The following is a 25,778-nucleotide window of genomic DNA, read 5'->3' on the forward strand; positions in this document are numbered from 1 at the left end:
ATCACTACTTCAGTAGTGATTTGTTTTATTATTTTGAACCTAGTTCAAATAGTGTTTTAACCATTGGTCCATTACCGCGATCATTTGTAGCATCAGTTGCTGCAATATCTAGGTGAATGTATGGTTTACCTTCAGCAAAGTAATTCAAGAAAGCGGCCGCTGTTGATGAACCTGCTTGTCTACTTGATTCTGCATTATTCATATCTGCAACCTTAGATGCTTTTTGCATTACTTCTAAATGCTCATCAATGATCGGTTGTCTTCAAACATACTCAACAGCTTTGTTGTGAGCAACTTCGAATTCTTTGTAGAATGTATCATTAGTTGAAAATGATCCAGTGAATCATGCACCAAGTGCAATAACGATTGCACCAGTTAATGTAGCTACATCAACAACTTTTTGTGCACCGAATTTTCTAATAGCTAATGTAATTCCGTCAGCTAAAACTAGTCTACCTTCAGCATCTGTGTTTCCAATTTCAACAGTTGCACCGTTCATTGAAGTTAATACTGATTCTGTAAGTGTAGCTGTTGAACCGATTCTGTTATCTGTTAAACAAGCAACAGCCATTACATTTGCTTTTGCTTTTGCTTTTGCAAGAGCCATTACTGAAGAACAAACTACAGCCGCTCCTGACATATCGAATTTCATTCCTTTTAAGAAAGGTGAACCTTTTAGGTTGTAACCACCTGAGTCAAAACAAATTCCTTTTCCGATGAATGCTGTTTTTTCAATTGAAGTATCAGATGAGTATTCCATTACTACAACCCTAGCGTCAACACTAGAACCGGCGTTTACACCAAGTAGTAATCCCATTTTTAAGTCTTCAATTTGTTTCTTGTTATAAACTGTAACTTTTAAACCCGCAATACCTTTTGATTTCTCAACAAGTTTATTCGCAACTTCAACTGAAGTTCCAATGTTTGGTGGTAAGTCTTGTAAGTCTCTTGTGAAGTTTACAAACTCCATTTTGATTTCTGATGTATTAAAGATTTCTTCTAATTCTTTTCCATTGAAAACAATGTTGAAATCATTTCCAGGTTTTGATGCTTCTTTTTTCAAAGCTCATCCTGGGTTATTTGCAAACATTATTGCTTCAACTACAACTTGGAATATTGATTTTTCTTCACCTTTAATTAAAAAGAATGATTCAATATCAACATTAACATTGTATGGCAATGATGAAAACGCTTTCTTAACTAATTCTTCTAATTTTCTTAAGCTTGTGTTTTCGTTTAAAAATAAATAAATTGTTTTTTCTTCACTGATCAAAGTTGTTGCACCAGGTGTTTTAACAACCATTTCATTTTTACTTGAACTAACCGCTTTAAGTGTTAGATCGAATGATTTATTACTGTTTTTAAGTATCATATATTTTTCCTCTAATCTTTCTTTATATTAACATGTATTTTTTCTTGCAATGTTTTCTAATGCATTTAATTTTTATACTATACGGTATTTCTTTATCAGGTGAACTGACATATGTGGCATTAATCATACCGCCTCCGCAATTGATGCAATGGTATTTTCTGTCTCGTAATCTTTTGTTAACATTTGTAAATTTATTTCAAACTTTCATAATGTTAATTATTTCAAACTTAAACCTTTCTTGTTCATTGTCTGAAATTAATATTATTCCAAAATATAGATCATCTATATTTTGATTATTTTTATTTAATAATTTTAGTCATGGTTTATAGGTTCTATCAACACCTTTTTCAATATTGCTTTTGTGTGTTTTTAGTCTAGTTCGTATGTTGTTTGAAATCCCTACATAACTAAATGATAGTTCATCATTTAGTTTAGAAAAAATAACATATACACCTTGAACATTTTTTTCAAATAAATCAATCTCATTAAGTTTACTTACTGAACTGAATTTTATTGTATTAAAATCTCAAGTTGAGATTTTAATAGCTAGATCTCTATTTGATTCATTCTTTGATTGTTTTGCAATTTTAATATCTGAATATTTATACATCTTTTTTCTTACCATCTGTCTTTAAATAATACCAACAGTCCTGATCGTTCATTCTTTTTATTATTTGAATCAGTGCAAAGTATGTGGCCGATATTAAAGATATATAGATAGATAGTGAAATAGGTAATTTAATTAATTTGATAATAATATCTACAAAAACATACTCACCAAACCCCATACTATAAAGTCAAAGCGGATTTAGTATTAATGATTGCATTGTGAATGCAATGGAATAAATCAATGCTCCTTTTATAATTATGAATTTCTTCCCAAACAATAAAGTCACACCACCAGAAAAACCAATGATGGCTGTACACAACATAAACCCTGCATGGAACGCTCCCCCACCAAGACCAACTAGTGCTCCGATTAAATCAGCACACACTGCGCAAATTACTCCAAGCATTGGTCCATAAAGTAATCCAACAATAAAGATTAATCATTGCCCCAAAGCTAATTTTATTGAATATGAAAATATCGAAAGGTTGTACCCAAGTAGGTTTGTAAGTATTGCAGATAGACCACAAATCATTCCGACAATTGCTATGTGTAATATCTTTGTATCTTTAATTCTTTTTCTCTCGATTAAAACAGAAGCCGCCAAAAACAAAGCAATTAGAATTCAAGACACAACATTTGTGGCAACCAACCAAGTTGCTCTTTCTGGCAAATTACTCAACACTATCTCCAAACTCCTTATTAACAAGTGGTATGAAATACAAACTACCAGTAACAATTATATTCCTTGACTTATTATCTTTGATTAGTTTTGATCAATTATTTGTGAATCTTTTTTCACTCGATAAGTCAATTGATTTTTCACTATCAAAATTTGTAAATACAAAATCTGTATCTTTGAATACTTTTTTACACATCTCAACTTTGGATAAATCAGATAGTCCAATTATTATTAATGGATTATTTATCTTAGAAACTACCAATAGTAATTTTTCTAACGCATCAATGTTGTGTGCACCATCAATCAGCAACAATGGATCTTTTTTTAATATAGTCATTCTTCCCAATAGTTTATTTTTTGTTATTTGTGTAGTTATATCTAATTTTTTAAATACACACTCAACCAACCCCTGGTTGTCACTATCGAATAAATTATCTGCAATTTTTGAGTTTGCAAATGTGAAGTTGATTTTCAAATTATCAAAATATGTTTTGTATTGCATATTTGAGTTTGCAACAAAAATTTCAGATTTACCTTTTCATATTCCAACCTTTTGATCAATAATTTCTTCAATGTTTTTACCAAGTATATTTGTATGATCTATTGAAATTGAAGTAACCACTAATGCAAGTTGATTTTCAAAAACATTTGTTGAGTCAAGTTTCCCACCGATTCCAGCTTCAATTATCGCAACTTCAACACCATTATTTGAAAAATGTATAATTCCAATCAATGTTCATATTTCAAAATATGTTAATTCATATTTTTTTATTAAGTGTGTATGGTCATTAACTATCTTCTTGATTTCTTCGTCTTTAATATAAACATTGTTAATTTGTATTCTTTCATTGTGAAACAAAAAAGCGGGAGATATAAACATACCCACCTTCTTGTATTTAGTTTTCATTCCCTCAGACAACATTAATGTTGTTGAACCTTTTCCGTTTGTTCCAACAACATTAATTACTTTAATGTTGTTTTCAATATTGCTAAGTTCATTACTTAACAATTCTTTTAAACGATAGTTCTTTTTAAATATTAATTCTTTGGGAAATATTTCTTTGTCTACACTAATCATTTTTTAAATATGGTTTTAGATACTCCGCTGTAAAGCTACCTTTTGATTTTATTAATTGTTCTGGTGTACCAGTCGCTACAATAAGACCACCACCAGTTCCACCTTCTGGTCCTAAGTCAATTATATAATCAGACATTTTAATAAATTCTAAATTATGTTCAATTGTTAAGACTGTGTTTCCATAATCTACTAATTTATTTAATACCTTAATTAATCTAGCAACATCATCAATATGTAATCCTGTTGTTGGTTCATCTAATAAGAACAATGTATCTCCGGTTGATTTTTTTAATAAGTGTGTCGACAACTTAACACGTTGTGCCTCTCCACCAGATAATGTAATTGCATTTTGACCAAGCTTAATATAACCAATACCAACTTCAAGCATCGTGTCTAATTTATCTTTAACATTTGGAATGTTTTCGAAATGAATTGCCGCTTCTTCGATTGTCATATTTAATACATCAAAAATACTTTTACCTTTATATTTAACTTGCAATGTTTCTTCGTTGTAACGTTTACCTAGACAAACATCACATTCAATTTCAACAAAACCTAAAAATTGCATATCAACTTTTACGCTACCATCACCTCTACAGTTTTCACATCTTCCACCTGGAACATTAAATGAAAACCTACCTTTTGAATAACCTCTCATTTTTGAATCAGGTGTCATTGTGAATAGGTCCCTTATGTCATCAAACACAGAAGTATAGGTTGCAGGATTAGATCTCGGAGTTCTACCAATAGGATCTTGTGAAATGTAAATAATTTTATTTACATTATTTGCTCCGGTGATTTTTGAAAACTTACCAGTTCTTATGATTTCTTTTCCAATTTCTCTTTTAACACCTTTGTAAATTATTTCTTCAAGAAGAGAAGATTTACCAGAACCAGAAACTCCAGTAATTGTTATAAATTTACCAAGCGGAATTGTTACATCAATATTTCTTAAGTTATTTTCTTTTGCGCCTTTGATTTCAATTGTTCTACCATTTCCACCACGACGTTTCTTTGGTACTTCAATTTTTTTAACACCACTCAAATATTGTCCGGTTAATGAATTTGTGTCCTTGATAATTTCATCATATGTCCCTTCAAACGTAATGCGGCCACCGTGCTCACCCGCACCGGGACCAATGTCTATTATTCAGTCTGCTTCTTTCATCGTGTCCTCATCGTGTTCTACAACAATTAAAGTGTTACCAATATCTCTTAATTTTTTCAATGTATTAATTAACTTATTATTATCTCTTTGGTGTAGACCAATTGAAGGTTCATCTAGAACGTAAAGAACACCTGATAGTTTTGAACCAAGTTGTTTTGCCAATCTAATTCGTTGAGCTTCTCCACCTGATAATGTCATCGAAGCTCTTTCTAGGTTTAAGTAATTTAGTCCAACTTCATTTAAAAAACTTATTCTTTGAATTAGCTGAGTCATTACAAGCGTTGCAATTTCTTCTTGTTTTTTTGTTAAATTTATATTTAACAAAAAGTCTAAATTTTCAGCAATAGTCATTTCAACAAAGTCAGAAATACTTTTGCCTTGAACCTTAACCGATAAGGCAGTTTGATTTAATCTCTTACCTTTACATGTCTCACATGTTCTTGATGACATATATTTTAAGTAGTTCTTTCTTGCGTCATCTGATGTTGTTTGCACATATCTTCTTTGAATTAAAGAACAAACACCGCTTATCTCTTTTGATTGTTTGAACACATTACCACTTGAAGTTTCTATTGTTAACTCAATATCTTCATCACTTCCAAATTTGATTATTTCAATTTGTTTTTTTGTATAATTTTCAATTGGTACATCTAGTGATATTTTGTAGAATGCTAGAAGTCTTGCGAAAGTCTGTCAATCAATATTTTTTGAACCAACTATGTTTTTGAAAAACACAATTGCTCCTTGATTAATTGTTAAAGTTTTGTCAGGTACAAGTAAGTCAAAATCTGGAACCATGTTTACACCTAGTCCAGAACAATCTTCACATGCTCCATTTTTCTTATTGAATGAAAATAAATTTGGTTCAAGATTTGCAATCATAAAACCACATTTTTTACATGAGTGATTTGTTGAATATAGTGTTTCTTTGTTTCCAATTTTTGGTTCAACAATTTTAACCAATCCTTTTGAATAACTTGCACACATTTCAATCGCTGAAAATAATCTAGAATTTAGATCATCTGTTTTTTTGTAAACCAATCTATCAACTATGATTTCAATGTTGTGTCTTTTGTTTTGTTCTAATTCAATATCTTCTTCAAGTAATCTCATTTCACCATCAACAACAACACGAACAAAGTTTTCCTTTTTCAAACGATTGAATAGATCTTTGTGTGTTCCTTTTTTATCCCTGACCATTGGAGATTGAATAAAAATTTGATCTCCATCTTTTGCATTCGCTCTAACTGAGTTATAAATTTCTTGAATTGTTTGAGATGAAATTTCACCATGATTGTTTATACAAAAAACCTGACCAATATTTGCCCACAGCAATCTAAGGTGATCGTGTATTTCTGTACTTGTTCCCACAGTGGATCTTGGATTATGACTTGTAGTTTTTTGGTCAATTGAAATAGCTGGCGATAGACCTTCAATTTCATCTACATTTGGTTTTTCTGTTGTTTTTAGAAATTGTCTTGAAAATGAAGAAAGTGATTCTATATATCTTCTCTCACCTTCTGCATAAATTGTATTAAACGCTAGTGAAGATTTCCCTGAACCAGAAACCCCAGTGAATACAACAAGTTTGTTTTTTGGAATTTCAACACTAATATTTTTAAGGTTATGTTCTTTTGCACCAATAACTATAATTTTATTATTCATATTATTCTCCTTCAAGTTGGATTATTAAATCTCTTAGCTTTGCTGCTTTTTCAAAATCTAGCTCACGCGCAGCAACAATCATTTCTTTTCTTGTTGAGGCTATTATTTTTTCTAGTTCTGTTTTTCTTTCTTTTGCAGACTTAGATTTAAGTTCTGCAATTTTTGTTCTTATATCTCCATCATGTAATGACGCTGCAATATCTTTTGTGATTGTCTTTGGTGTTATGTTGTTTGCAATATTATATTCTTCTTGAATTTTACGTCTTCTTGAAGTTTCGTCCATCGCTTCTTCCATTGATCTACTCATAGTGTTTGCATAAAATATTACTCTACCATTTTCATTTCTGGCTGCTCTACCAATTGTTTGGACTAAACTTCTTGTGTTACGTAAGAACCCTTGTTTGTCAGCATCCAATATACACACTAAACTTACTTCCGGTATATCCAAACCTTCTCTTAATAGGTTAACCCCAACTATAACGTCATAAACCCCAAGTCGTAAATCATTTAATATTTGACTTCTTTCGAACGTTTTTAATTCCGAATGTATATATGCCACTTTAATATTTTTGCCCTGTAAGTATTCAGTAATACTTTCTGATGAACGTATTGTTAAAGTTGTGATAAACACTTTTTCGCCTTTAACGCTTCTTAGGTTTATCTCTTTTATGATGTCGTCAATTTGACCTTCTTGTCTTCTTACTTCTACAATCGGATCTAACAATCCTGTAGGACGAATAATTTGTTGTACAACTTCTTTACCAGATAATTCAAGTTCATAATCACTTGGAGTGGCAGATGTGTAAATTGTTTGTCCAATTTTTGATTTGAACTCTTCAAAGTTCAGAGGCCTATTTTCTTTTGAAGAAGGCAATCTGAAACCATACTCAACAAGTGATTCTTTTCTACTTCTGTCTGTTTGAAACATTCCTCTAATCTGAGGCATAGTCATATGCGATTCATCAATCACAGTTAAAAATCCGTTGTCTTTGAAAAAGTCAATCAAAGTTCAAGGTGTTGAACCAAACTCTCTAAAGTCTAAGTACATAGAATAGTTTTCTATTCCAGAACAAATACCAAATTCAGATAACATTTCTAAATCATAGTTTGTTCTCTTTGTAAGTCTATCCATTTCTAAAAACTTTCCGGCGCGATCTAATTCTTTTGCTCTCACCAACAACTCTCTTCTAATGTTCCCTATTACAACTTCTAATCTTTCTTTATCTGTAACATATGCAACTGCTGGATAAATCGTCATTGTTCTAAGTGATTCTAATTTTGTATTGTTAAGTGGTTCATATGTACCTATGCTTTCAACTTCTTCACCGAATAAAGAAATTTTGTAATACATCTTGTCACTTCAACCTGGTCTAATTGTTATTGAATCTCCCTTTACAGAAAAACTACCAATTTCTTCATCCATGTCATTTCTAACATATCCCATTTGAATTAGGTCAGTTAATGTTTGTTTTAAGTTAATTGTTTCACCAAGATCCAATTGAAGAAATATCTTTTCATATGTCAGTGGGTTTTGAGTTGGATATATTGCAGCAACTGAAGCCACAACAATTACATCATCTCTTGTTACAAGTGAATTTAATGTTCTAACTCTCATCATATCTAGGTCTGCATTTCTTCTCGCATCTTTTCCTATATATAAATCTCTAGCAGCAACATACGCTTCTGGTTGAAAGAAGTCAAAGTGTGAAACATAGTATTCAACTTTGTTGTTTGGAAATAACTCTTGTAGTTCAACGTACAATTGCATTGCCAATGTCTTATTGTGAACCAATACCAAGGTTGGCTTTTGAACATTATTAATTACGTTTGCAATTGTAAATGTTTTACCAGTCCCTGTAGCACCTAATAGCACTTGATCTTTTTTGTGTTTAAGTATTCCTTCTGTTAACTTTTCAATTGCAAGTGGTTGGTCTCCAGACGGTTTGAACTTGGTAATTAATTTAAATTTCTTTTCCATGATTTCTCCAAAATGTAAAAAACACTACATATAACCAGAGTTACCTATAGAGTTGTTTTATTATACAATAAAAAAAACACCATACGGTGTTTGAATTATCCTATTTTTGATACCATATTTATTTGTTCACTATCGTCATTATCATCAATGTCATCTATCAGCTTTTGTAGATGTGGATTTTCTTTAATGATCTTATCTAGATCCCTAATTAATATAGCTTCTTGTAGTAATTGTTTTCTAATTTCATCCGGTTGACCATGTGAAAGTTTATTAAACATTTCCATGATTAGGTCATTGCTACCTCTAACTTTTTTGAATTTATATTTTGTGGCAACCTTAATTATCATCTCGTCTGAAATTTGAACTTCTTTCTTTTGAGAAGAAATCATTTGATCAAGCTTAGCCATGAACTTACTTAAAATATTTTGCTTGATCAAAATATTTTTCCTTTGTTCTTCAGTAAGTTCTTGTGAAAGGATTTCTTTGAATCTATTTTCTACATTAGTTCTTGTGAACTGTTCTTTTGTTATTTGTATTTCGCTCAAGATTTGTTTTATATCAGCTTCTGAAATTTTAACTTCAGGTTTTGGTTGCGAAGACGGAACCTGTGTTTGTTGAGACGAAGTGATTTTTGCACCCATATCATCATTTAATGAAGATATTAAATGTTTTACAGAAACCATAGCCACATTGATTTTCATTGTGTTAAACATTCTTGATGACTCTTCAATGTATTCATGTAACGGGTTGTTTTGAGCATATTGTTGTAAGTATATTCCAGATCTTAATTTTGAAGAAATGTTTATGTGCTTTGTTCAATATGAATCTAAGTTTTTTACAATTGTTGTTCTTTCGATTTTTGTTCTAACTTCCAATGGGATATTTCTTGATTTAGTTAAATAATATTCCATCATTAGTAATTGAATTTTTTTGGCAATATTTGCTTTATCAAGTCCTAAGTAATCATTTTTATTTCAAGAATTTGGATCAATTAAATCTTTAACAATCTCAGTTTGTAATCTATCAAGGTTTATTATTTTTTCACCCCTTACAACTTCAGATGATTTATTTACAATTTCATATGCAGTCGTATATTGGAATCTTTCTAATACCTTTGTAAGGTCTGATTGCAGCAATATTGAATCACGTTGTGAATAAATTGATTCACGTTGTTGTGAGAGGATATTGTCATAGTCTAATATGTTTTTTCTTTGATCAAAGTTTAAACCTTCTAATTTCTTTTGAGCGTTTGTTAGTGCCTTTGTAAACATTTTAGAGTTGATGTGATCATCTCCGAGTTTTAAAAACATATTTCGAACTCTTGGAGATGAGAACCTAATCATAAGTTCATCTTCCATTGTGATATAGAATCTTGAAGAACCCGGATCACCTTGACGTCCCGCGCGACCTCTTAATTGGTTATCAATACGACGCGCCTCGTTTCTTTCAACACCCATAACAAATAGACCACCTGATTTTTTTACTTCAGGTGATAGTTTAATATCTGTACCACGACCAGCCATGTTTGTGGCTAATGTTATAGCTCCAGATTTACCGGCCATTTCAACAATGTCTGCTTCTCTGTGGTGATTTTTAGCATTGATCATTTCATACTTCATTCCTTCTTTTGAAAGATATCTTGAAATTTGCTCTGATGATTCAACTGAAGTAGTACCAATCAGAACCGGTCTACCTACACCGATGATTTCTTTAATGTCTTTAATCATTTTCAATAGAGCTGCTCTTTTTGTACCAAATGTAAAATCGGGTAAGTCATTTCTAATAATCGGTTTGTTAGTCGGGCATTGAATAACGCGTGTATTGTATATTTTAATAAATTCTTCTTCTTCAGTTTTGGCAGTACCTGTCATACCTGAAATTTTTGCATATAGTCTGTAAAAGTTCTGGTATGTTATTGTTGCAATTGTTTGAGTTTCTTCTTCAATTCTCACGCCTTCTTTTGCTTGAATCGCTTGTTGTAATCCATCTGAATACGAACGACCCTCCATAACCCTACCAGTAAATTGGTCAATTAGTTTTACTTCATTTTCAGAAACCATGTACTCTACACCTTCTGAAAATGTAAAGTTAGCTCTTAATGCATTTGTGATTAAGTGAAATAATTCTGAGTTCTTCATGTCAAATAATTTTATTAGACCAAAGAATTTTTCAGCTTTCTTGATTCCATAATCAGTCATATTTATTTGTTTTGTTTCTAAGTCAAATTTTAAGTCTTGGTTTTTATCAAGACTTTTTGCAAACGCATCAGCCGCTTGATATTGGTTTGTTCTATTTTGTGATCCACCAGAAATAATTAATGGTGTTCTGGCTTCATCAATAAGAATTGAGTCAGCCTCATCAATAACAACATAACTCAATCCACGTTGAACTTTTTGTGTGTAATCAATTACTAAGTTATCACGTAAATAATCAAATCCCAATTCAGCATTTGTTGTGTATGTAATATCTTGTGCATAAGCATTTCTTTTTAAGGGTTTTGATAAAGCTCTACCATTTAATCCAACAGTTAAACCAAGGAAGTTGAAAACAACTCCATTGATTTTACTGTCACGTCCAGATAGATATTCATTTACTGTAACGATGTGTACGGGGTTTCCAGTTAATGCATTTAAATATACAGGAAAAATACCAGTTAAAGTTTTACCCTCACCAGTCCTCATTTCGGCAATATCTCCATTATGTAAAATGATCCCACCGATCAATTGGACCCTGTATGCTTTCAACCCAAGTTTTCTAAAAGCAGCCTCACGAGCAACAGCAAAAGCTTCAACTAATAACGAATCAACTGATTCACCATTTTCTTGAATTCGTTTTTTAAACTCATCAGTTTTCATTCTAAGTTCGGTGTCAGAAAGCTTTGTATACTCACTATCTAGCGCAATTATCTTGTCCGCTAATTTACCATGCTTTTTAACAATGCTTTTATCACTTGCTGCCATATAGATTCCTTTTGTTTGTTAAATGTATTTTATCATATCTATTTATTTTGAATAGTTTTTGCGTTCTTAAAAACATTGCCACTAGCTGGTACATACTCATATGAGTTTCCAACCTCACTCTTTAATGTTGATCCAGTAATGTATGTGCTTTGGCAACGATTGTGGACATTTTCAAATATGTCGTCCGTAGGAAATTCATGACCACCAGAAAATTTCCTTCATAATTTTGTATTCCTAGTTCCACTAATAATGCATTTATTTGGTTTTACTTTTTTTAAAATATTTGTAGTCCCTGAATTATCACTACCGTGGTGCGGTACTTGAAAATAATCATATTCTTTATGTTTGGTAACCATGTCCTTAGTTGGTTCTGATTCAATATCTCCTGTGAGTAAAAATGTTTTATTTTTGAATTTAAAATCCAATACCATTGAGTTATTATTTTCATTTTTATTTTTAGAACCATTTTGAACAACTCAATCATATGTCAGGTTGCTAAAATTAATTCCCGAAAAACTATAATCACGTCTGAAGCTTATTATGTTTGCTTTTGAATCTTTTATATATCCTTTGATCTGCTTGTTCATTTTATTATAGTTATACGGGACGCTAATATTTGATATCTCAAAGTTTTTTTGAATTGTCTTTAAGTTCGAGTAGTGATCAACGTGATTGTGGGATATGAATATATTGTCTATCTTTTCAATACCAATTGATTTCATATAGTTAGTTGGAAAACTTGAATTACCTTGTACACCATCATCTCAATTCATGGGGTTTCCGCCGATTCCGCAATCAAATATTATTGCACTATTATCAATTTTCAAGAATGAGAACAATCCATTCCCAACACTTAAAGTAATAAATGCAACATTATTTTTATGTTGCATTTTTAATATGTTTCCATTTGTGATTACAATCAAAAGATAGAATGGCAAATATAGACAGAATAATATTTTCATTATTGTTTTGTACATATTAGTTTAATATTCTTTTTTCTTGTTGTGGTGTTGTGTTTGTTTTGTTGTTTGTTGAATTTAATAGCTGTTTGTTTTGTTTTACAAGTTCGTCATTAGTCATCATCACTGATTTAGCCAATTGCATTGTTTGTGACATTGTTTGTATTAAGTCGCGTCTTTCTCCTTGGAGTTCATAAGATAGTGCTTGAAAATCGGTATCTTCGTTTATTTCTTTTCCCAGACAATTTGACATTTCTTTATATTGTTCATTTGTTAATTTCATGTGTACCTCCACTATTATTAACGTCACAAAAAATTAAAAGATACAAAAAAAAAAAAAATCCTTTTGGGATTTTTTATTATTTCATAATTTTAACTACTGTTCCAGCACCAATAGTTCTTCCACCTTCACGGATTGAGAATTTAGTACCTTGTTCAACAGCAATTGGTTTGATTAGTTCAACTGTTAATTCAACGTTGTCCCCTGGCATAACCATGTCTGTTCCAGCTGGCAACACCACTTCTCCTGTAACGTCTGTAGTACGTACAAAGAATTGAGGACGGTATTTGTTAAAGAATGGTTTATGTCTTCCACCTTCTTCTTGTGTTAATGCATAAACTGATGCAGTAAATTGAGTATGTGGTTTGATTGAACCTGGTTTAGCAATAACTTGTCCACGTTCGATATCTTCACGGTTAACTCCACGTAGTAATGCTCCAACATTATCCCCTGCTTCTGCACGGTCTAATAATTTTCTAAACATTTCTAGTCCAGTAACAATAACTTTTTTAGAACCTTCAACTAGACCAATAATTTCAACTTCTTCGTTTACTTTACATGTTCCACGTTCGATTCTACCTGTAGCAACTGTACCACGACCTGTAATTGTAAATACGTCTTCTACTGGTAATAATAAAGGTTTTGAAGTTTCACGTTCTGGTGTTGGGATAAATGAGTCAACGGCTGCCATTAATTCATTAACTTTTTCAACTCATTGTGCTTCACCATTAAGTGCACCTAATGCTGATCCACGGATAACTGGTGAATTTTCACCATCGAAATCGTAAGCAGATAATAAATCTCTAACTTCCATTTCAACTAAGTCGATTAATTCTTCATCGTCAACCATGTCGCATTTGTTTAGAAAAACAACGATTGCTGGTAATCCTAATTGTCTTGATAAAAGGATGTGCTCTCTTGTTTGAGGCATTGGTCCATCAGTTGCAGCAACTACTAAGATTGCTCCATCCATTTGCGCAGCACCTGTAATCATGTTTTTAACATAATCGGCGTGACCTGGACAGTCAACGTGTGCGTAGTGTCTTGCTTTTGTTTTGTATTCAACGTGTGAAGTATTAATTGTAATACCTCTTTCGCGTTCTTCTGGTGCATTATCAATGTTTGCGTAATCTTTGAATTCTGCTCCACCTTGTTCAGCTAATACTTTTGTAATAGCTGCTGTTAAAGTAGTTTTACCGTGGTCAACGTGTCCGATTGTTCCGATGTTAACGTGAGGTAAACTACGATCAAATTGTTCTTTTGCCATTTTGATGTTCTCCTTAAAGTTTCTCTTAATAATTTTACTTAATTTTTATTTAAATCTACAATATATTTTTATTTTGAGTTTAAAAAATTAAATTGGTTTTTTACCTGATTTTTTAATAATATCTTCAGCAACGTTTCTTGGCGCTTCTGCATAGTGACTAAAAATCATTGTGTAGTTACCACGTCCTTGTGTAAATGAACGTAGCTCTGTTGCGTATCCAAACATTTCTGACAATGGCACTTTAGATTTAACTGTTTGTGCATTACCTCTTTGTTCTGACCCTTCGATTGTTCCACGTTTTGATGAAATGTTACCCATTACATCTCCATAGTATTCGTCAGGTATTGTTACGTCAACTGACATTATTGGTTCTAAGATAACTGGTTTAGCTCTCTTAGCTGCATCTTTTAATGCCATTGATGCGGCAATTTTATATGCCATTTCTGATGAATCGACGTCATGCATTGATCCATCAACTATTGTTGCTTTGATATCTATCATTGGGAATCCAGCGATAATACCGTTACGTAATGAATTTTCTAAACCTTGTTTTGCGGCATTGATGTATTCTTTTGTAACTTTACCACCAACAATCTTGTCATTTCATTCGAACCCTTTATCTTCGTTTGGTTCAAATTCGATTACAACGTGACCATATTGTCCACGTCCACCTGATTGTTTGATGTATTTACCTTCAGCTTTTGTTGGGGATCTAAATGTTTCTCTGTAAGAAACCTGTGGAGCCCCGACATTAGTTTCCACTTTAAACTCACGTTTCAAACGGTCAACAAGAATGTCTAAGTGTAGTTCACCCATTCCGGCAATAATTGTTTGTCCTGTTTCTTCGTCTGTATAAGTTCTGAAAGTTGGATCTTCATCTGATAATTTATTTAATGATAGACCAAGTTTTTCTTGATCTGCTTTTGTTTTTGGTTCAAGAGCCAAGTGAATAACTGGCTCTGGGAATACCATTGATTCTAAAACGATTTCGTTTTTTTCATCTGTTAGAGTATCACCTGTAACTGTATCTTTTAATCCTACAGCTGCAGCAATTTCTCCAGCATATACTTCTTCGATTTCTTCACGGTTGTTTGCATGCATTCTTAAGATACGTCCGATTCTTTCTTTCTTACCTTTAGTAGCATTCATAACGTAGCTACCTTTTTTAAGAACTCCAGAATAAACTCTAAAGAATGTTAATTTACCAACAAATGGGTCAGTCATAATTTTGAAAGCTAAAGCTGAGAAAGGTTCACTATCTGAAGCTTTTCTTTCTGCAGGTTTACCATTTGCTAATATACCTTTAATTGCAGGTACATCTAAAGGAGTCGGTAAGTAATCAATAACGGCATCCAATAATAGTTTAACACCTTTATTCTTAAATGCTGATCCAGCTAACACTGGGAAGAACTCTGCTGATAAAACACCTTTTCTGATTGCTGTTTTTAATTCAGGAATAGTTAATTCTTCACCGTCTAAAAATTTCATCATTAAGTCTTCGTCATATTCAACAGCCATTTCAACCAACTCTGCTCTTAACATTTCTGCTTGATCTTTTAGATCAGCAGGAATTTCGATTTTAGTTGGTTCTTCTTCTGGTTTACCATCAAAGTGTCAAGCTTCCATTTCTACTAAGTCAATGATTCCTGAGAAATCATCTTCTGCTCCAATTGGGAATTGTATTGCAGCAGCTTTTGCTCCAAGTCTATCACCAATTGTTTTTAATGAATAAAGAAAGTCAGCACCTGTTTTATCCATTTTGTTAACAAAAACAATTCTTGGAACATTGTAGTTTGTTGCTTGTCTTCAAACAGTTTCTGTTTGAGGTTCAACACCACTTTGTCCATCTAAAACTGCAACTGCACCATCAAGTACTCTAAGTGATCTTTCAACTTCAACTGTGAAGTCTACGTGTCCTGGAGTATCAATAATGTTAAATCTGTTTCCTTTTCAAAAAGCAGTTGTTGCAGCAGAAGTAATTGTAATTCCACGTTCTTGTTCTTGAGCCATTCAGTCCATTTGTGATCCACCATCATGTGTTTCACCAATTTTATGAATTTTTCCTGTGTGAAGTAAAATTCTTTCTGTTGTTGTTGTTTTTCCAGCATCAATGTGGGCCATGATACCGAAGTTTCTAGTGTTTTTTAAATCATAATCTCTTGCCATTTTCTAGGTCTCCTATGATTATCAACGGTAGTGAGCAAACGCTTTGTTTGCTTCTGCCATTTTATGTGTATCTTCTTTTTTCTTAACAGAAGCACCAGACCCGTTTGATGCATCAATTACTTCATTAGCTAATCTATCGATCATATCTTTTTCATGACGTAATCTTGAGTAATTGATTAATCATCTCAATGCTAGAGTTGTTTGTCTAGTTCTTGAAACTTCGATTGGTACTTGATAGTTTGCTCCACCAATACGACGAACTTTAAGTTCTAGTTGTGGTTGAATGTTTTCAATAGCTTTTTCGAATACTTCGATTGGCTCTTTACCTGTTTTTGTTTTAATCTGTTCAAATGATTTATATAAGATGTTTTGGGCAGTTCCTCTCTTACCGTCTAACATAATTGAGTTAATAACTTTAGTTACTAATTTTGAATTATATATTGGATCGGGTAAGACATCTCTTTTTTCTGCTTGTCCTTTACGCATGTTCTATGGTCTCCTATTTTGGTCTTTTTGTTCCGTATCTTGAACGAGATTGTTTTCTATTTTTTACACCAGTTGTATCTAATGTACCTCTGATTACGTGGTATCTAACCCCTGGTAAGTCTTTTACACGACCACCCTCAATAAGTACTACTGAGTGTTCTTGTAAGTTATGTCCTTCACCTGGAATGTAAGCAGTAACTTCCATTCCATTTGTTAATCTAACCCTTGCGTACTTACGTAGCGCAGAGTTAGGTTTTTTAGGTGTCATTGTTGCAACTCTTGTACAAACTCCTCTTTTTTGAGGAGATGTTGATAATGTTGCTTTTTTTCTAAGTGTGTTAATTCCACGACCTAAAGCTGGTGCTTTAGATTTTCATGTTTTAGCCTCTCTTGGCTTTCTAACTAATTGATTAATTGTTGGCATCTGTTTCCCCTTCCACAATACCGTGTGTATTGAAGTCTAGATAATTATACAACAATTTATTAATAATCTTACTTTTTTGTATGTGTTTTTGTTTTTGTTTTATTTTGAAATAAATATAAAAACAAAATTAATTTACATTAACAATACATTGACTATTGGTACGCAAAAAACTGGCAATAAAAAATACACCAGTTTTAATTTACTATTTAATTTTTTGTGCAATTCCTATTTCGGACTTACCAATATTGATAGTGGGGTAATTTTAGCTACACCAGCATGATCATATGAACTTAAATTTTTTCAATCATATCATGCACCAGATAAACAATAAAAATAAATTTTATCATCTTTAACTTCCATTCAAATTTGAACAGCACCAGCCCCCTTGTGTTTTGAACCAAAATCCCCACCTTCATGGTGGAATCCGGTTGAATTATAAACTTTTCCGGTCGAATTTTTCATTGCTGAACCGACACTATTTTCGGAATCAAACACTTTTTCATCTTCATTCATTGCTGCATTTTTTCCACCTGGTTTAGCCCATGATCCATGATATTCATCTCAACCGTTTGCCATTCATTCGTAATGTACTTCTACAGAATATATGTCAAAAAAATCTTTTGGACTTTTAAAATTAAATTCAGATTTATAATCTATCACACCAATTTCTAGAGGTGGTGTTACATCTCAGTATGCTCGGGTTGGACCCTTGTTTGCATTTTGACTCTCAATATGGTCAGATGATGAATCAACATATGCAACAGCTGTGTTGACAACTATATCCTTACCAGCATATGTTTTCATTTTCTTTGTTAGGTTAACACTAACTTCACCGGCAGCATATTTGGGACTTTTAAAGTTTGTTCATTTTATTTTTGTAGAGGATACGTCAAAAATTTTAGTTCTGTCTAAATTTATATTGAACGTCACTTCTTTGTAATACGCTTGTGATTCGTGTTTATTTTTAAACTCCAAGACATCAACTTTATTTATTGATAGATTTAGTTTCTCATCAATTTTATCATTATTTAATTTTTCTGTAATTTTATCATTTAACTCTTTTTCTATTTCAATGTCATTCCTTGCCATTGAAGTGTTTATATCTAAATCAAAGTCCGATGTTTGATATTTTCTTTGGAGATTTACAACAAAATTTCCTTGTAATGAAATTGAACCCCCAATAGATTTAACGTTTATTTGATTATCATTTTCTTTGATAATTTCATAATCAATTCCCTCAGAAACTTCTGATTTAAATGATTTTTCAACTATCAGGTCATAAACATCTCTTTCAATTTGTTCGTTGTCTCTGTATTCGATTCACCTAACTTCTTTAATTCCTTCAAATAAATCATATTTATCTGGTAATGTGAATGTGAATGTAACCGCTTCATCAAATCTATAATAATTACTATCTTCTTTTGCTTGGATTTTAAATTCCCCACGTTTAACATCGATGATGTTTATTTGTGTGGTATTAATTTTTGTTTTTTCATTCAACGCATTGATAATTGTCTTGTCATTGTAATTGTTAATCTCACCAATTTCTTTTTCGTCAATGTGTTCATTTAATGTATAGGGGTTAGTTTCAAATTTGACCAATATTTCATCGCCCATAATATAAGTTTCACTATAACTTCTCGCTTTGATCATAGCTGATTCTAGAGTTATTGATTCTTCAATAACTTCAATATCTGTTGTAACAACGTTTGGATTAGTTTTTACCAATTGGTCAAAAATTTTATCTTTGTTATTGTTATTTATGAATCCAATATTTTGGTTTTTGACATGCTTAGATAATTTTATTGGTTTTACTTCAAACACAATTAATGCATCACCTTTGAATCTACTATTCATTATAGAAGTTAAAATAACACTATTTTTAGTAATGCTGTTTTCTTTAACTTTTACATCATTTTTTGTAATGTTCGGATTTTGATTCAAAAACTCCATTAATATTGTTTCTGAATCATTATTTTGAATTTCACCAAGATATGCTTGATTTATTGAGTCATCCAAATTTGTTTTTGGTTTAACACTAAAATCAACCATAATACCTGGGAAAGTTTGATAGTAAGACTCACTTGTAATTGTAGGGGTAATCTGTGCTAAGTTTTTTGAAATCTTGTTTACATCTATTTGAAAAATATCTATATTGGGGTTCTCTATTGAAATAGCTTCTTTTATTTCGCTTTCATCTCCATTTTCAAGAGTTCCTAAATCTGTATTCTGAATTACATCAAATAATGATATTTTTTCATCAACATAATTGTTTGGTGTCATAGCTGTTAGAGGCGCGCAAATTCCAAGTGCAATACTTGAACTTGCAGTAACTGCAGATAATAAATATATTAACTTTTTCATTTTATTATTTTTCCCCCATGATTATTTCAAAGTTGTAAACCTTGTCCACAACATCCTCAAATTCATCTTTTACATAACTAAGTGTAGTCATTGTTCCATCTGACATAATGTAGTCAAATGAGTATTGAATTTGGTCTTGCATTTCTAAGTTTGATTCAACTTTTAAATTATTTTTAAGTTCTCTTAACGCCTTTTCCTTTGACATATACCATATTCTTTCATTATGGTTATTTGGGTTTGTTATTGAATAAATAACGTGTGTTTTTCCAGTTACTATATTTGCTCATTTTGGTTTTACATGTGAACCTCATGTTCTAATTTCGTCGTTGTGGACGAATTTTGAGTTAACTCTTACATTTTTTTGCAATTGTTTAATAACGTCTTCTTTGTCACCACTTTCAATAAACACGTCTCCAAAAATATCAGTTACGACATATCTTTTTTGCAATGTATTTTCTTGCATTAATGCCATTCTTTCTTTTGCTTCCGCTTCAGTTCATGACAACAACATTCCGTCCCTATCACTTGTGTGTCTATCTACAGATACGCTGTATAACTCACGAACATCAACATTTCCACCTAAGTACATGAAGTTATCAAGTTCTTTTCTATCTACAAAAACACCTCTACCAACTTCATAAATATAGCTGTTCTCAGCTTCGGTTTTTGCATTATTTATAATTTCTTTTTTTATTGGTAATCAGTCCTTTTGACTTTCAATTACAGATTGTGTATATCCCTTACCTGGATTGATTTCATACATCCTATCTTTATATACTTCACCAATTGAATAATCATCTTGTATGTTTTTTACATAAATATTTGATTTTAAATCCTCTCACTCCACAATGTCATTCTGAGATGAACCAAAATTTGTTAACACACTATTAAAGTATTCCTCAAATCAAACTTCATAAAAATTTGATTTTATATCATTACTGATAAGTGAGTTGTTATATATGTGTTCGTTATCTCTTCCACTTTCAGAAGTTATTACTTTTTTATGTGATGGGTCAGAGTAAAGTGTGTAAGAACCAGTTGTTTGATCTGTATATGAAAAATGCTCGTCAAGAGTTGGCGCTGGATCTGGAACAAATTCAATTGCATTGGAATTAGGATATCCTCCTGATGGATTTTGAATTAATTTTTTGCTACCGCTTTTATTTACCATTGTAAGTCTAGCGTTAACATCTTTGCCACCTTTAACGACTCCAAAGTCCCTTTGATATGCATTGTATTTTCCTGATTTTGTTGTGGTTCATTTTGTTGTGTCAGTAAAATCAGAAAATAAATCTGTATAAGAATCAAACTTATCTAAAAACTCTAACTCTAATGGGTCACCGACCTTGATTGTTTCTTTACTATCTTGATATTGAACCATTATTTCTTTTTTGTCTTTGGGAACGATCTTGATTGAATTTCTAGATTCTGCATCTGTTAGGTCAAAAATGTAATCAGTCATATAATCAGTACGTAATTCTTTTTGAACTAATTGAAAAAACTTATCCTTTTCACCATATATTCCTGACTTTAGTTCTATTGGTTTTCCAGAAAGGTAGCTATCAAAATTACCATAGTATCCACTTCTCATGAAACTGAATAACTCATTGATATCTTTTGTGTTGAATGCATTATAGTACTTATTGTTGTGAACATAATATATAGATTTATTGATTTGCATATTTTCTTTTTTAGCAATTTTAGCTTCTTCAGGACTGTCAAATCAGTTCACACCATCATAACTATATTCAGGGTTAACCATCCCACCATTTACATATGTTTTAACCGCATCTTCTTCACTAAACACAACATTCCCCAATGCATCTTCGAATGCTTGTGTAAACTTCGCAATATCTGTATCAAATATTTTTGTTTTATCCAAAGTCATATATTCATAATCTGAAATTATTTTTGATGGATCCGATGAGGTAATCATTGATTGAATTGAGTTAGTTGAAAATAAGTACTGATTTAGTTCATTTTCATTATTGAAATATAAGTCTTTATATTTAATATATTTTTTCATTCCTGTTAATTCAGAATCGTTCAATATTCTATTTCTAATTTCTTCTTTATTTACAGTTTTGTCTTTAAATGTCTCGCTTTTTGCACTAACACTTATTAGGCCAGTACATAAAGATGTGACCGTTAGTAAAGTAGCAGAACCTGCCACAGCAAAAACTCATCTTTTATTTATTTTGATTTTCTTAATCATATGCTACAACCTCCGTTCCACCAAGTTCGTATGAATTTATAGTTTTTGTATTTTCTAACACTCATTGCATTAATTGCTCATCTGAGCTAAAAGTTTTATCTTTGTACACATGTTCTGAAATATCAACTTTAAATTCTATTGTTTGAATGCCCAATTGATTTGACAAAAACTCTTTGACTTGTTTTAAGTTTGAAAAGTATTTTTTATCACCATAAAATTCAAGTTCATAAATTTCATAATAGTTTTTTGAATACTCACTTATTTCACTATAAATTGCACCCGAAATAAGATCTGTGCTAAGAACCATTTTTGAATCAATAACTTCATTTTTTAAAACAAAGTCATTTAATTCTTGTTCACTACGTGCATAAATTATTTCACTTGATCTTGTTTTATATCTGTACATTTCATATTCTTTGTATGCACCTGTTTTTGTTGCGTTGTTAACAAGGCTTTCTCTTGCTTCAAGTTGTGAATTATATACGTTACCAAACCCATCATAAAATGATGATATTTTTGTACCTGAAAAGTACTTATCAAATAATAAGTCAACATACTTTTTAGTCTCAATATCTAACAGTTCTTGAAATCTTGAGTATGTATATTTGTATTCCTCTTCATTAACATCTTCACTTGATTCTGCAATTTTTGCTTTTGATATGTGTTCTGGTAAAACATATCCTTCATCATCTTCAAATATACTTACAAATAGCTGTTTAGAAGATAGATATCTTTCTGGGTGTAAGTAAATATCATTTTTTAGCTCTTGTTCTGCGCTATCTTTGTCCATGTAATATTTACCAGCAACCTCATAAACTTCTTTTGTTTTTCCAGTTTCTGGATCATTTGGTAAAGGTGTTCCAATTAACGAGTCTGTTAATTTTGTAATTCCAACTGTCGGATTTGCATGTGTCAAACTTATATTTAAAAATGGGATTTTAAAAGTTGGAGCCATATAATAAATTGATTGATCTTCATCAATTTTGTATTCAAGTGTTTCAACAGAAATGAAACTTAAATTTTTGTAAATCTCTCATGACATTGTTGCAATCTTTGCAATAGCCAATGGTGCAATTCTTGATTGTCTTGCATTTTCTTCGTTCTTAATTCCAAATGCCCCTAAAAATTCATCTGGGTTTTGAGATGCTGCCTCATTAGCAGCATCGAAAAGGTCTTCTCTTGCTTTTTCATATGCATCTTGTGATTGTTTTTCTTTTTTTAGTTCATCTTCTAATTTTTTGCTTTTGCTTTTGATTTGTAACATTATTGTGTCCATCGCTTTATTAACTGTGGCATCAATATTTTTTATCGAATCTAGAACTTCTTTTTTATCGTTATTATCAACATAAAATGCTTGAGGGTTTAAAAATAAATCACATATTGTAGTTAATTTTAATTTGCGTAAAATGTTTGCTCCAGAATTCTCGCCTCTATAATTTGAATCTCCATTTAACAATTGATTCATCATTGACTCATTACTATTTAGTATTTGAACTATTAATTCTTTAAGCATTTCTTCAACTTCATTTATTTCATTTTCATCATAAATATAAAGTTTAGCTTTTGTCATTATTCTTTTGCATATTACTAGAATTTTATAAAAATCATTAAACTCAGGATCTTCAATATCAAGTCCTTTGTTTGCTTCGCTTAATAATTCGTTATGTCGTTCATTGTCATCAAAAAAATCATTAAATTTTTGTAAAAGATCATTATTAACAATTCCTTTTTCCCTTAATTCACCTAAATAACCCAAGAACTCTATGTCTTCTGAATATTGAATAATATTATAAGATAGGTAATTTTCACTGGCCGCTTCACCAAAAACAAATAATGATGATATTCCAGCAACTAAACTAGGTGTGTATGAATCTATTTTTTTAAACCCATCTACACCATTCAAAAAGTTCTCCGATGACTCAACATATTTAGGTCCCATAAAAAATCCGTTTGAACTATTATCTGGAAGATGATCAAATCAATATGTATTCTTATCAGCATTTTCAACTAGTTTTACATTTTCATTAAATAAATCATCTTTATTTAATTGATAGAACTCATCGTATTCATTATAGTTATAATCTGAATACTCTTTACCTTGGTATTCAAAACCATTTTTAATGTTTTCTTCAATTCATTTTTTTAGTTCATATTCAGTCTGATATGAAATTCCATTTTTATATAAATCAACTTTCTTTGAATCATCTTCCATTTGAGATAACAAGTTATCAACATAAAAACTCTTAATCTCATCTTCTGAGTTGAATACAAAACCGTGACTTTTATAAACTTTCTTAAAGTTTTTATAAGTGTTTAAAGCATCCAACCTATTCATATATGACAAATCATTGTTACCTCTATATATTGAGGTTGCTCTTTCATCATCTTGCATTAAAACTTTTGGTGATAATTCACCCGAAGAATTAACTGTATAATCACTTGGTATTTTATTTGTTATTCTTTTCGATATTGGGAACTTGCTTTCCAAATACACATCCAACTGTTCTGTTGTGTTAAATGTATTGTTGTCAAAAACATACTTTATAGCTTTTGCGTTAATACCTCTTGTTTTTGTTTTGTCCAAAACATATTGTTCCAGATCATTACTGTTTTTGAAAGCAAAATTATCGAACAAAAAATATTTTTGCGATGTTCTACTGACTACTATAGTGGTGGTAACAATTGTAGTGGGAATAATTATTATTCCCACAATTCCTAATATTTGTATTTGTTTCTTTTTAAAAAATTTTTTCACTTTTATCTCCATTTTGTTATATTTTCTATTTAATTCTTAAAATTGTCAACTGTTTTAAAATAAAAAAATCAACCACGAGTAGATTGATTTTTTTATTAATTGATTTTTGTTTCTTCAATTGAATATAGGAATCCAGCTCCATTTATAAAAACTTCAAAGTAAAGTTTATTTTTAAAAGCCATATTCACACCATAACTTGAACCGCCGTGCAAAGTAGTTATAAGTAATGGATTATTGAAATTTCCCTCTTCTGGGAGTATTGAAATCTCTAATTTTACCTCTCCATCATCTAGTTTAGTCTTCTGAAATAAATAAATGTCTTCATTATTTAAACCAAAATAATATTTATTTGATTTTGCTTTTTTGATCAATTCATGATCCCCATTTGAAAAATATTTCATTAGTCCTTCATTTGTTTGCAATAAAATAAAATCATTTTTTTGAAATTGATACCTTGTGCCATCTGGTTCAATTGGAATGTCAAACCCGGCCTTGTGTACTTCTCCGCTAAATTTATCCAAGTCTAAAAAATAAGTGTTGTAAGTGGTATCTATACCGAGACCATATGATCTGTGGGTGAAAAATAATTTTTTATCAAGAACAAAAAATCCAACTATGTCATTTAAATTCCCTGTTGTTGTCGGTGGGGCTGAAAATAAATTAATTACTTCAACCTCTTGCTTACCCAAATCACTTATTAAAAAATAATTAATTGACTCAACATCATTTTTTTTGTCTCAAAAAAACACTTTTCCATTATCAATAATTATTTCGGACGTTGACTCAATAGTTGTTCCATCATTAAGTTTAAACCCAACCTCTGAAAATGAACCTACATCATCCATAACAAATCATATTTTTTCTTTTTGATACTTTGCAGAAAATAATACATATTTATCCGTAATTAATGTGTGCTCGTTGTCAATTGTATTGTTTTCAGGTAATTCAACTGTGATTTTGTTTAATGAATCTCCACCCATATCGACATAGAAAAAATTACTTTCCGCATCAATAATATAAAGCTTGTTTGAAAAGACTAAAGCATCAGTAATGATATGTTCAATTATATTGTTTCCTTCAACATCAAGTAGTTTTTCATATGTATCATTTTCAGTATCTAGTTTATAGATTTCATTCTCTGAATATGCATATAGATTGTTGTTAAATTCAATTGGAACAACACCACCACCTTCTTTGGCTGGCAACACTTCTTTTACGTCATATTTATAATCACTTGGGTTATATGAATTTTCTCCACCATTTCCTCCACCACATGCAACTAATGTTGCAGTAGTTGATGTGACTAATATCATTGAACCTAGTATTGTTAAAAGTTTTTTCATATCTTTTCT

17 protein-coding genes are annotated in these 25,778 nt (G+C 31.2%); all 17 read right to left on the minus strand.

Annotated features, from left to right (window positions below):
* Positions 1–28 precede the first annotated feature (28 nt).
* Positions 29–1,372, minus strand: a complete 1,344-nt coding sequence (locus AACL07_RS03480; RefSeq protein WP_338983367.1) for a M17 family metallopeptidase — start codon at positions 1,370–1,372, stop codon at positions 29–31.
* A 22-nt stretch (positions 1,373–1,394) separates the two neighbouring features.
* The gene (locus tag AACL07_RS03485) at positions 1,395–1,982 is read right to left on the minus strand and encodes a GIY-YIG nuclease family protein (RefSeq protein WP_338983369.1); all 588 of its coding nucleotides are present in this window, start codon (positions 1,980–1,982) and stop codon (positions 1,395–1,397) included.
* Positions 1,975–2,664: a hypothetical protein gene (locus AACL07_RS03490; protein ID WP_338983371.1), complete on the minus strand. Its 690-nt coding sequence runs from the start codon at positions 2,662–2,664 to the stop codon at positions 1,975–1,977. The genes AACL07_RS03485 and AACL07_RS03490 overlap by 8 nt, the downstream gene beginning before the upstream one ends.
* The gene (locus AACL07_RS03495) at positions 2,654–3,739 is read right to left on the minus strand and encodes a Mur ligase family protein (protein ID WP_338983373.1); all 1,086 of its coding nucleotides are present in this window, start codon (positions 3,737–3,739) and stop codon (positions 2,654–2,656) included. The genes AACL07_RS03490 and AACL07_RS03495 overlap by 11 nt, the downstream gene beginning before the upstream one ends.
* Entirely contained in the window at positions 3,732–6,572 is a 2,841-nt protein-coding gene (uvrA, locus tag AACL07_RS03500; protein ID WP_338983375.1) for an excinuclease ABC subunit UvrA, read from the minus strand. The genes AACL07_RS03495 and uvrA overlap by 8 nt, the downstream gene beginning before the upstream one ends.
* Before the next feature lies 1 nt (position 6,573).
* Positions 6,574–8,550 (minus strand): excinuclease ABC subunit UvrB, encoded by a 1,977-nt coding sequence (uvrB, locus tag AACL07_RS03505; RefSeq protein WP_338983377.1) that lies wholly within the window; start codon positions 8,548–8,550, stop codon positions 6,574–6,576.
* Positions 8,551–8,645: 95 nt separating this feature from the next.
* Entirely contained in the window at positions 8,646–11,510 is a 2,865-nt protein-coding gene (gene secA, locus AACL07_RS03510) for a preprotein translocase subunit SecA (protein WP_338983379.1), read from the minus strand.
* A gap of 38 nt (positions 11,511–11,548) precedes the next feature.
* The gene (locus tag AACL07_RS03515; RefSeq protein ID WP_338983381.1) at positions 11,549–12,487 is read right to left on the minus strand and encodes a ComEC/Rec2 family competence protein; all 939 of its coding nucleotides are present in this window, start codon (positions 12,485–12,487) and stop codon (positions 11,549–11,551) included.
* A 1-nt stretch (position 12,488) separates the two neighbouring features.
* Positions 12,489–12,752: a hypothetical protein gene (locus AACL07_RS03520; RefSeq protein WP_338983382.1), complete on the minus strand. Its 264-nt coding sequence runs from the start codon at positions 12,750–12,752 to the stop codon at positions 12,489–12,491.
* Positions 12,753–12,828: 76 nt separating this feature from the next.
* The gene (tuf, locus tag AACL07_RS03525) at positions 12,829–14,016 is read right to left on the minus strand and encodes an elongation factor Tu (protein ID WP_338983384.1); all 1,188 of its coding nucleotides are present in this window, start codon (positions 14,014–14,016) and stop codon (positions 12,829–12,831) included.
* Between the two features lie 87 nt (positions 14,017–14,103).
* On the minus strand, positions 14,104–16,182 hold the full coding sequence (gene fusA, locus AACL07_RS03530; RefSeq protein ID WP_338983386.1) for an elongation factor G: 2,079 nt from the start codon (positions 16,180–16,182) through the stop codon (positions 14,104–14,106).
* Positions 16,183–16,200: 18 nt separating this feature from the next.
* Entirely contained in the window at positions 16,201–16,668 is a 468-nt protein-coding gene (rpsG, locus tag AACL07_RS03535; RefSeq protein ID WP_338983388.1) for a 30S ribosomal protein S7, read from the minus strand.
* 13 nt (positions 16,669–16,681) lie between these two features.
* Entirely contained in the window at positions 16,682–17,092 is a 411-nt protein-coding gene (gene rpsL, locus AACL07_RS03540; RefSeq protein WP_338983390.1) for a 30S ribosomal protein S12, read from the minus strand.
* Positions 17,093–17,317: 225 nt separating this feature from the next.
* Positions 17,318–19,456, minus strand: coding sequence for a hypothetical protein (locus AACL07_RS03545; protein WP_338983392.1), 2,139 nt, complete (start codon positions 19,454–19,456; stop codon positions 17,318–17,320).
* Positions 19,457–19,460: 4 nt separating this feature from the next.
* The gene (locus AACL07_RS03550; RefSeq protein ID WP_338983394.1) at positions 19,461–21,671 is read right to left on the minus strand and encodes a hypothetical protein; all 2,211 of its coding nucleotides are present in this window, start codon (positions 21,669–21,671) and stop codon (positions 19,461–19,463) included.
* A complete protein-coding gene (locus AACL07_RS03555) occupies positions 21,664–24,426 on the minus strand; it encodes a hypothetical protein (RefSeq protein ID WP_338983396.1) in 2,763 nt (920 codons plus the stop codon). Before AACL07_RS03555 ends, AACL07_RS03550 begins: the two co-directional genes overlap by 8 nt.
* A gap of 95 nt (positions 24,427–24,521) precedes the next feature.
* Positions 24,522–25,769, minus strand: a complete 1,248-nt coding sequence (locus AACL07_RS03560; RefSeq protein WP_338983397.1) for a lipoprotein — start codon at positions 25,767–25,769, stop codon at positions 24,522–24,524.
* Positions 25,770–25,778: the final 9 nt, after the last annotated feature.

Source organism: Spiroplasma endosymbiont of Othius punctulatus (assembly GCF_964019505.1).
In the GTDB taxonomy this organism is placed as follows: Bacteria; Bacillota_I; Bacilli_A; order Mycoplasmatales; family Mycoplasmataceae; genus TIUS-1.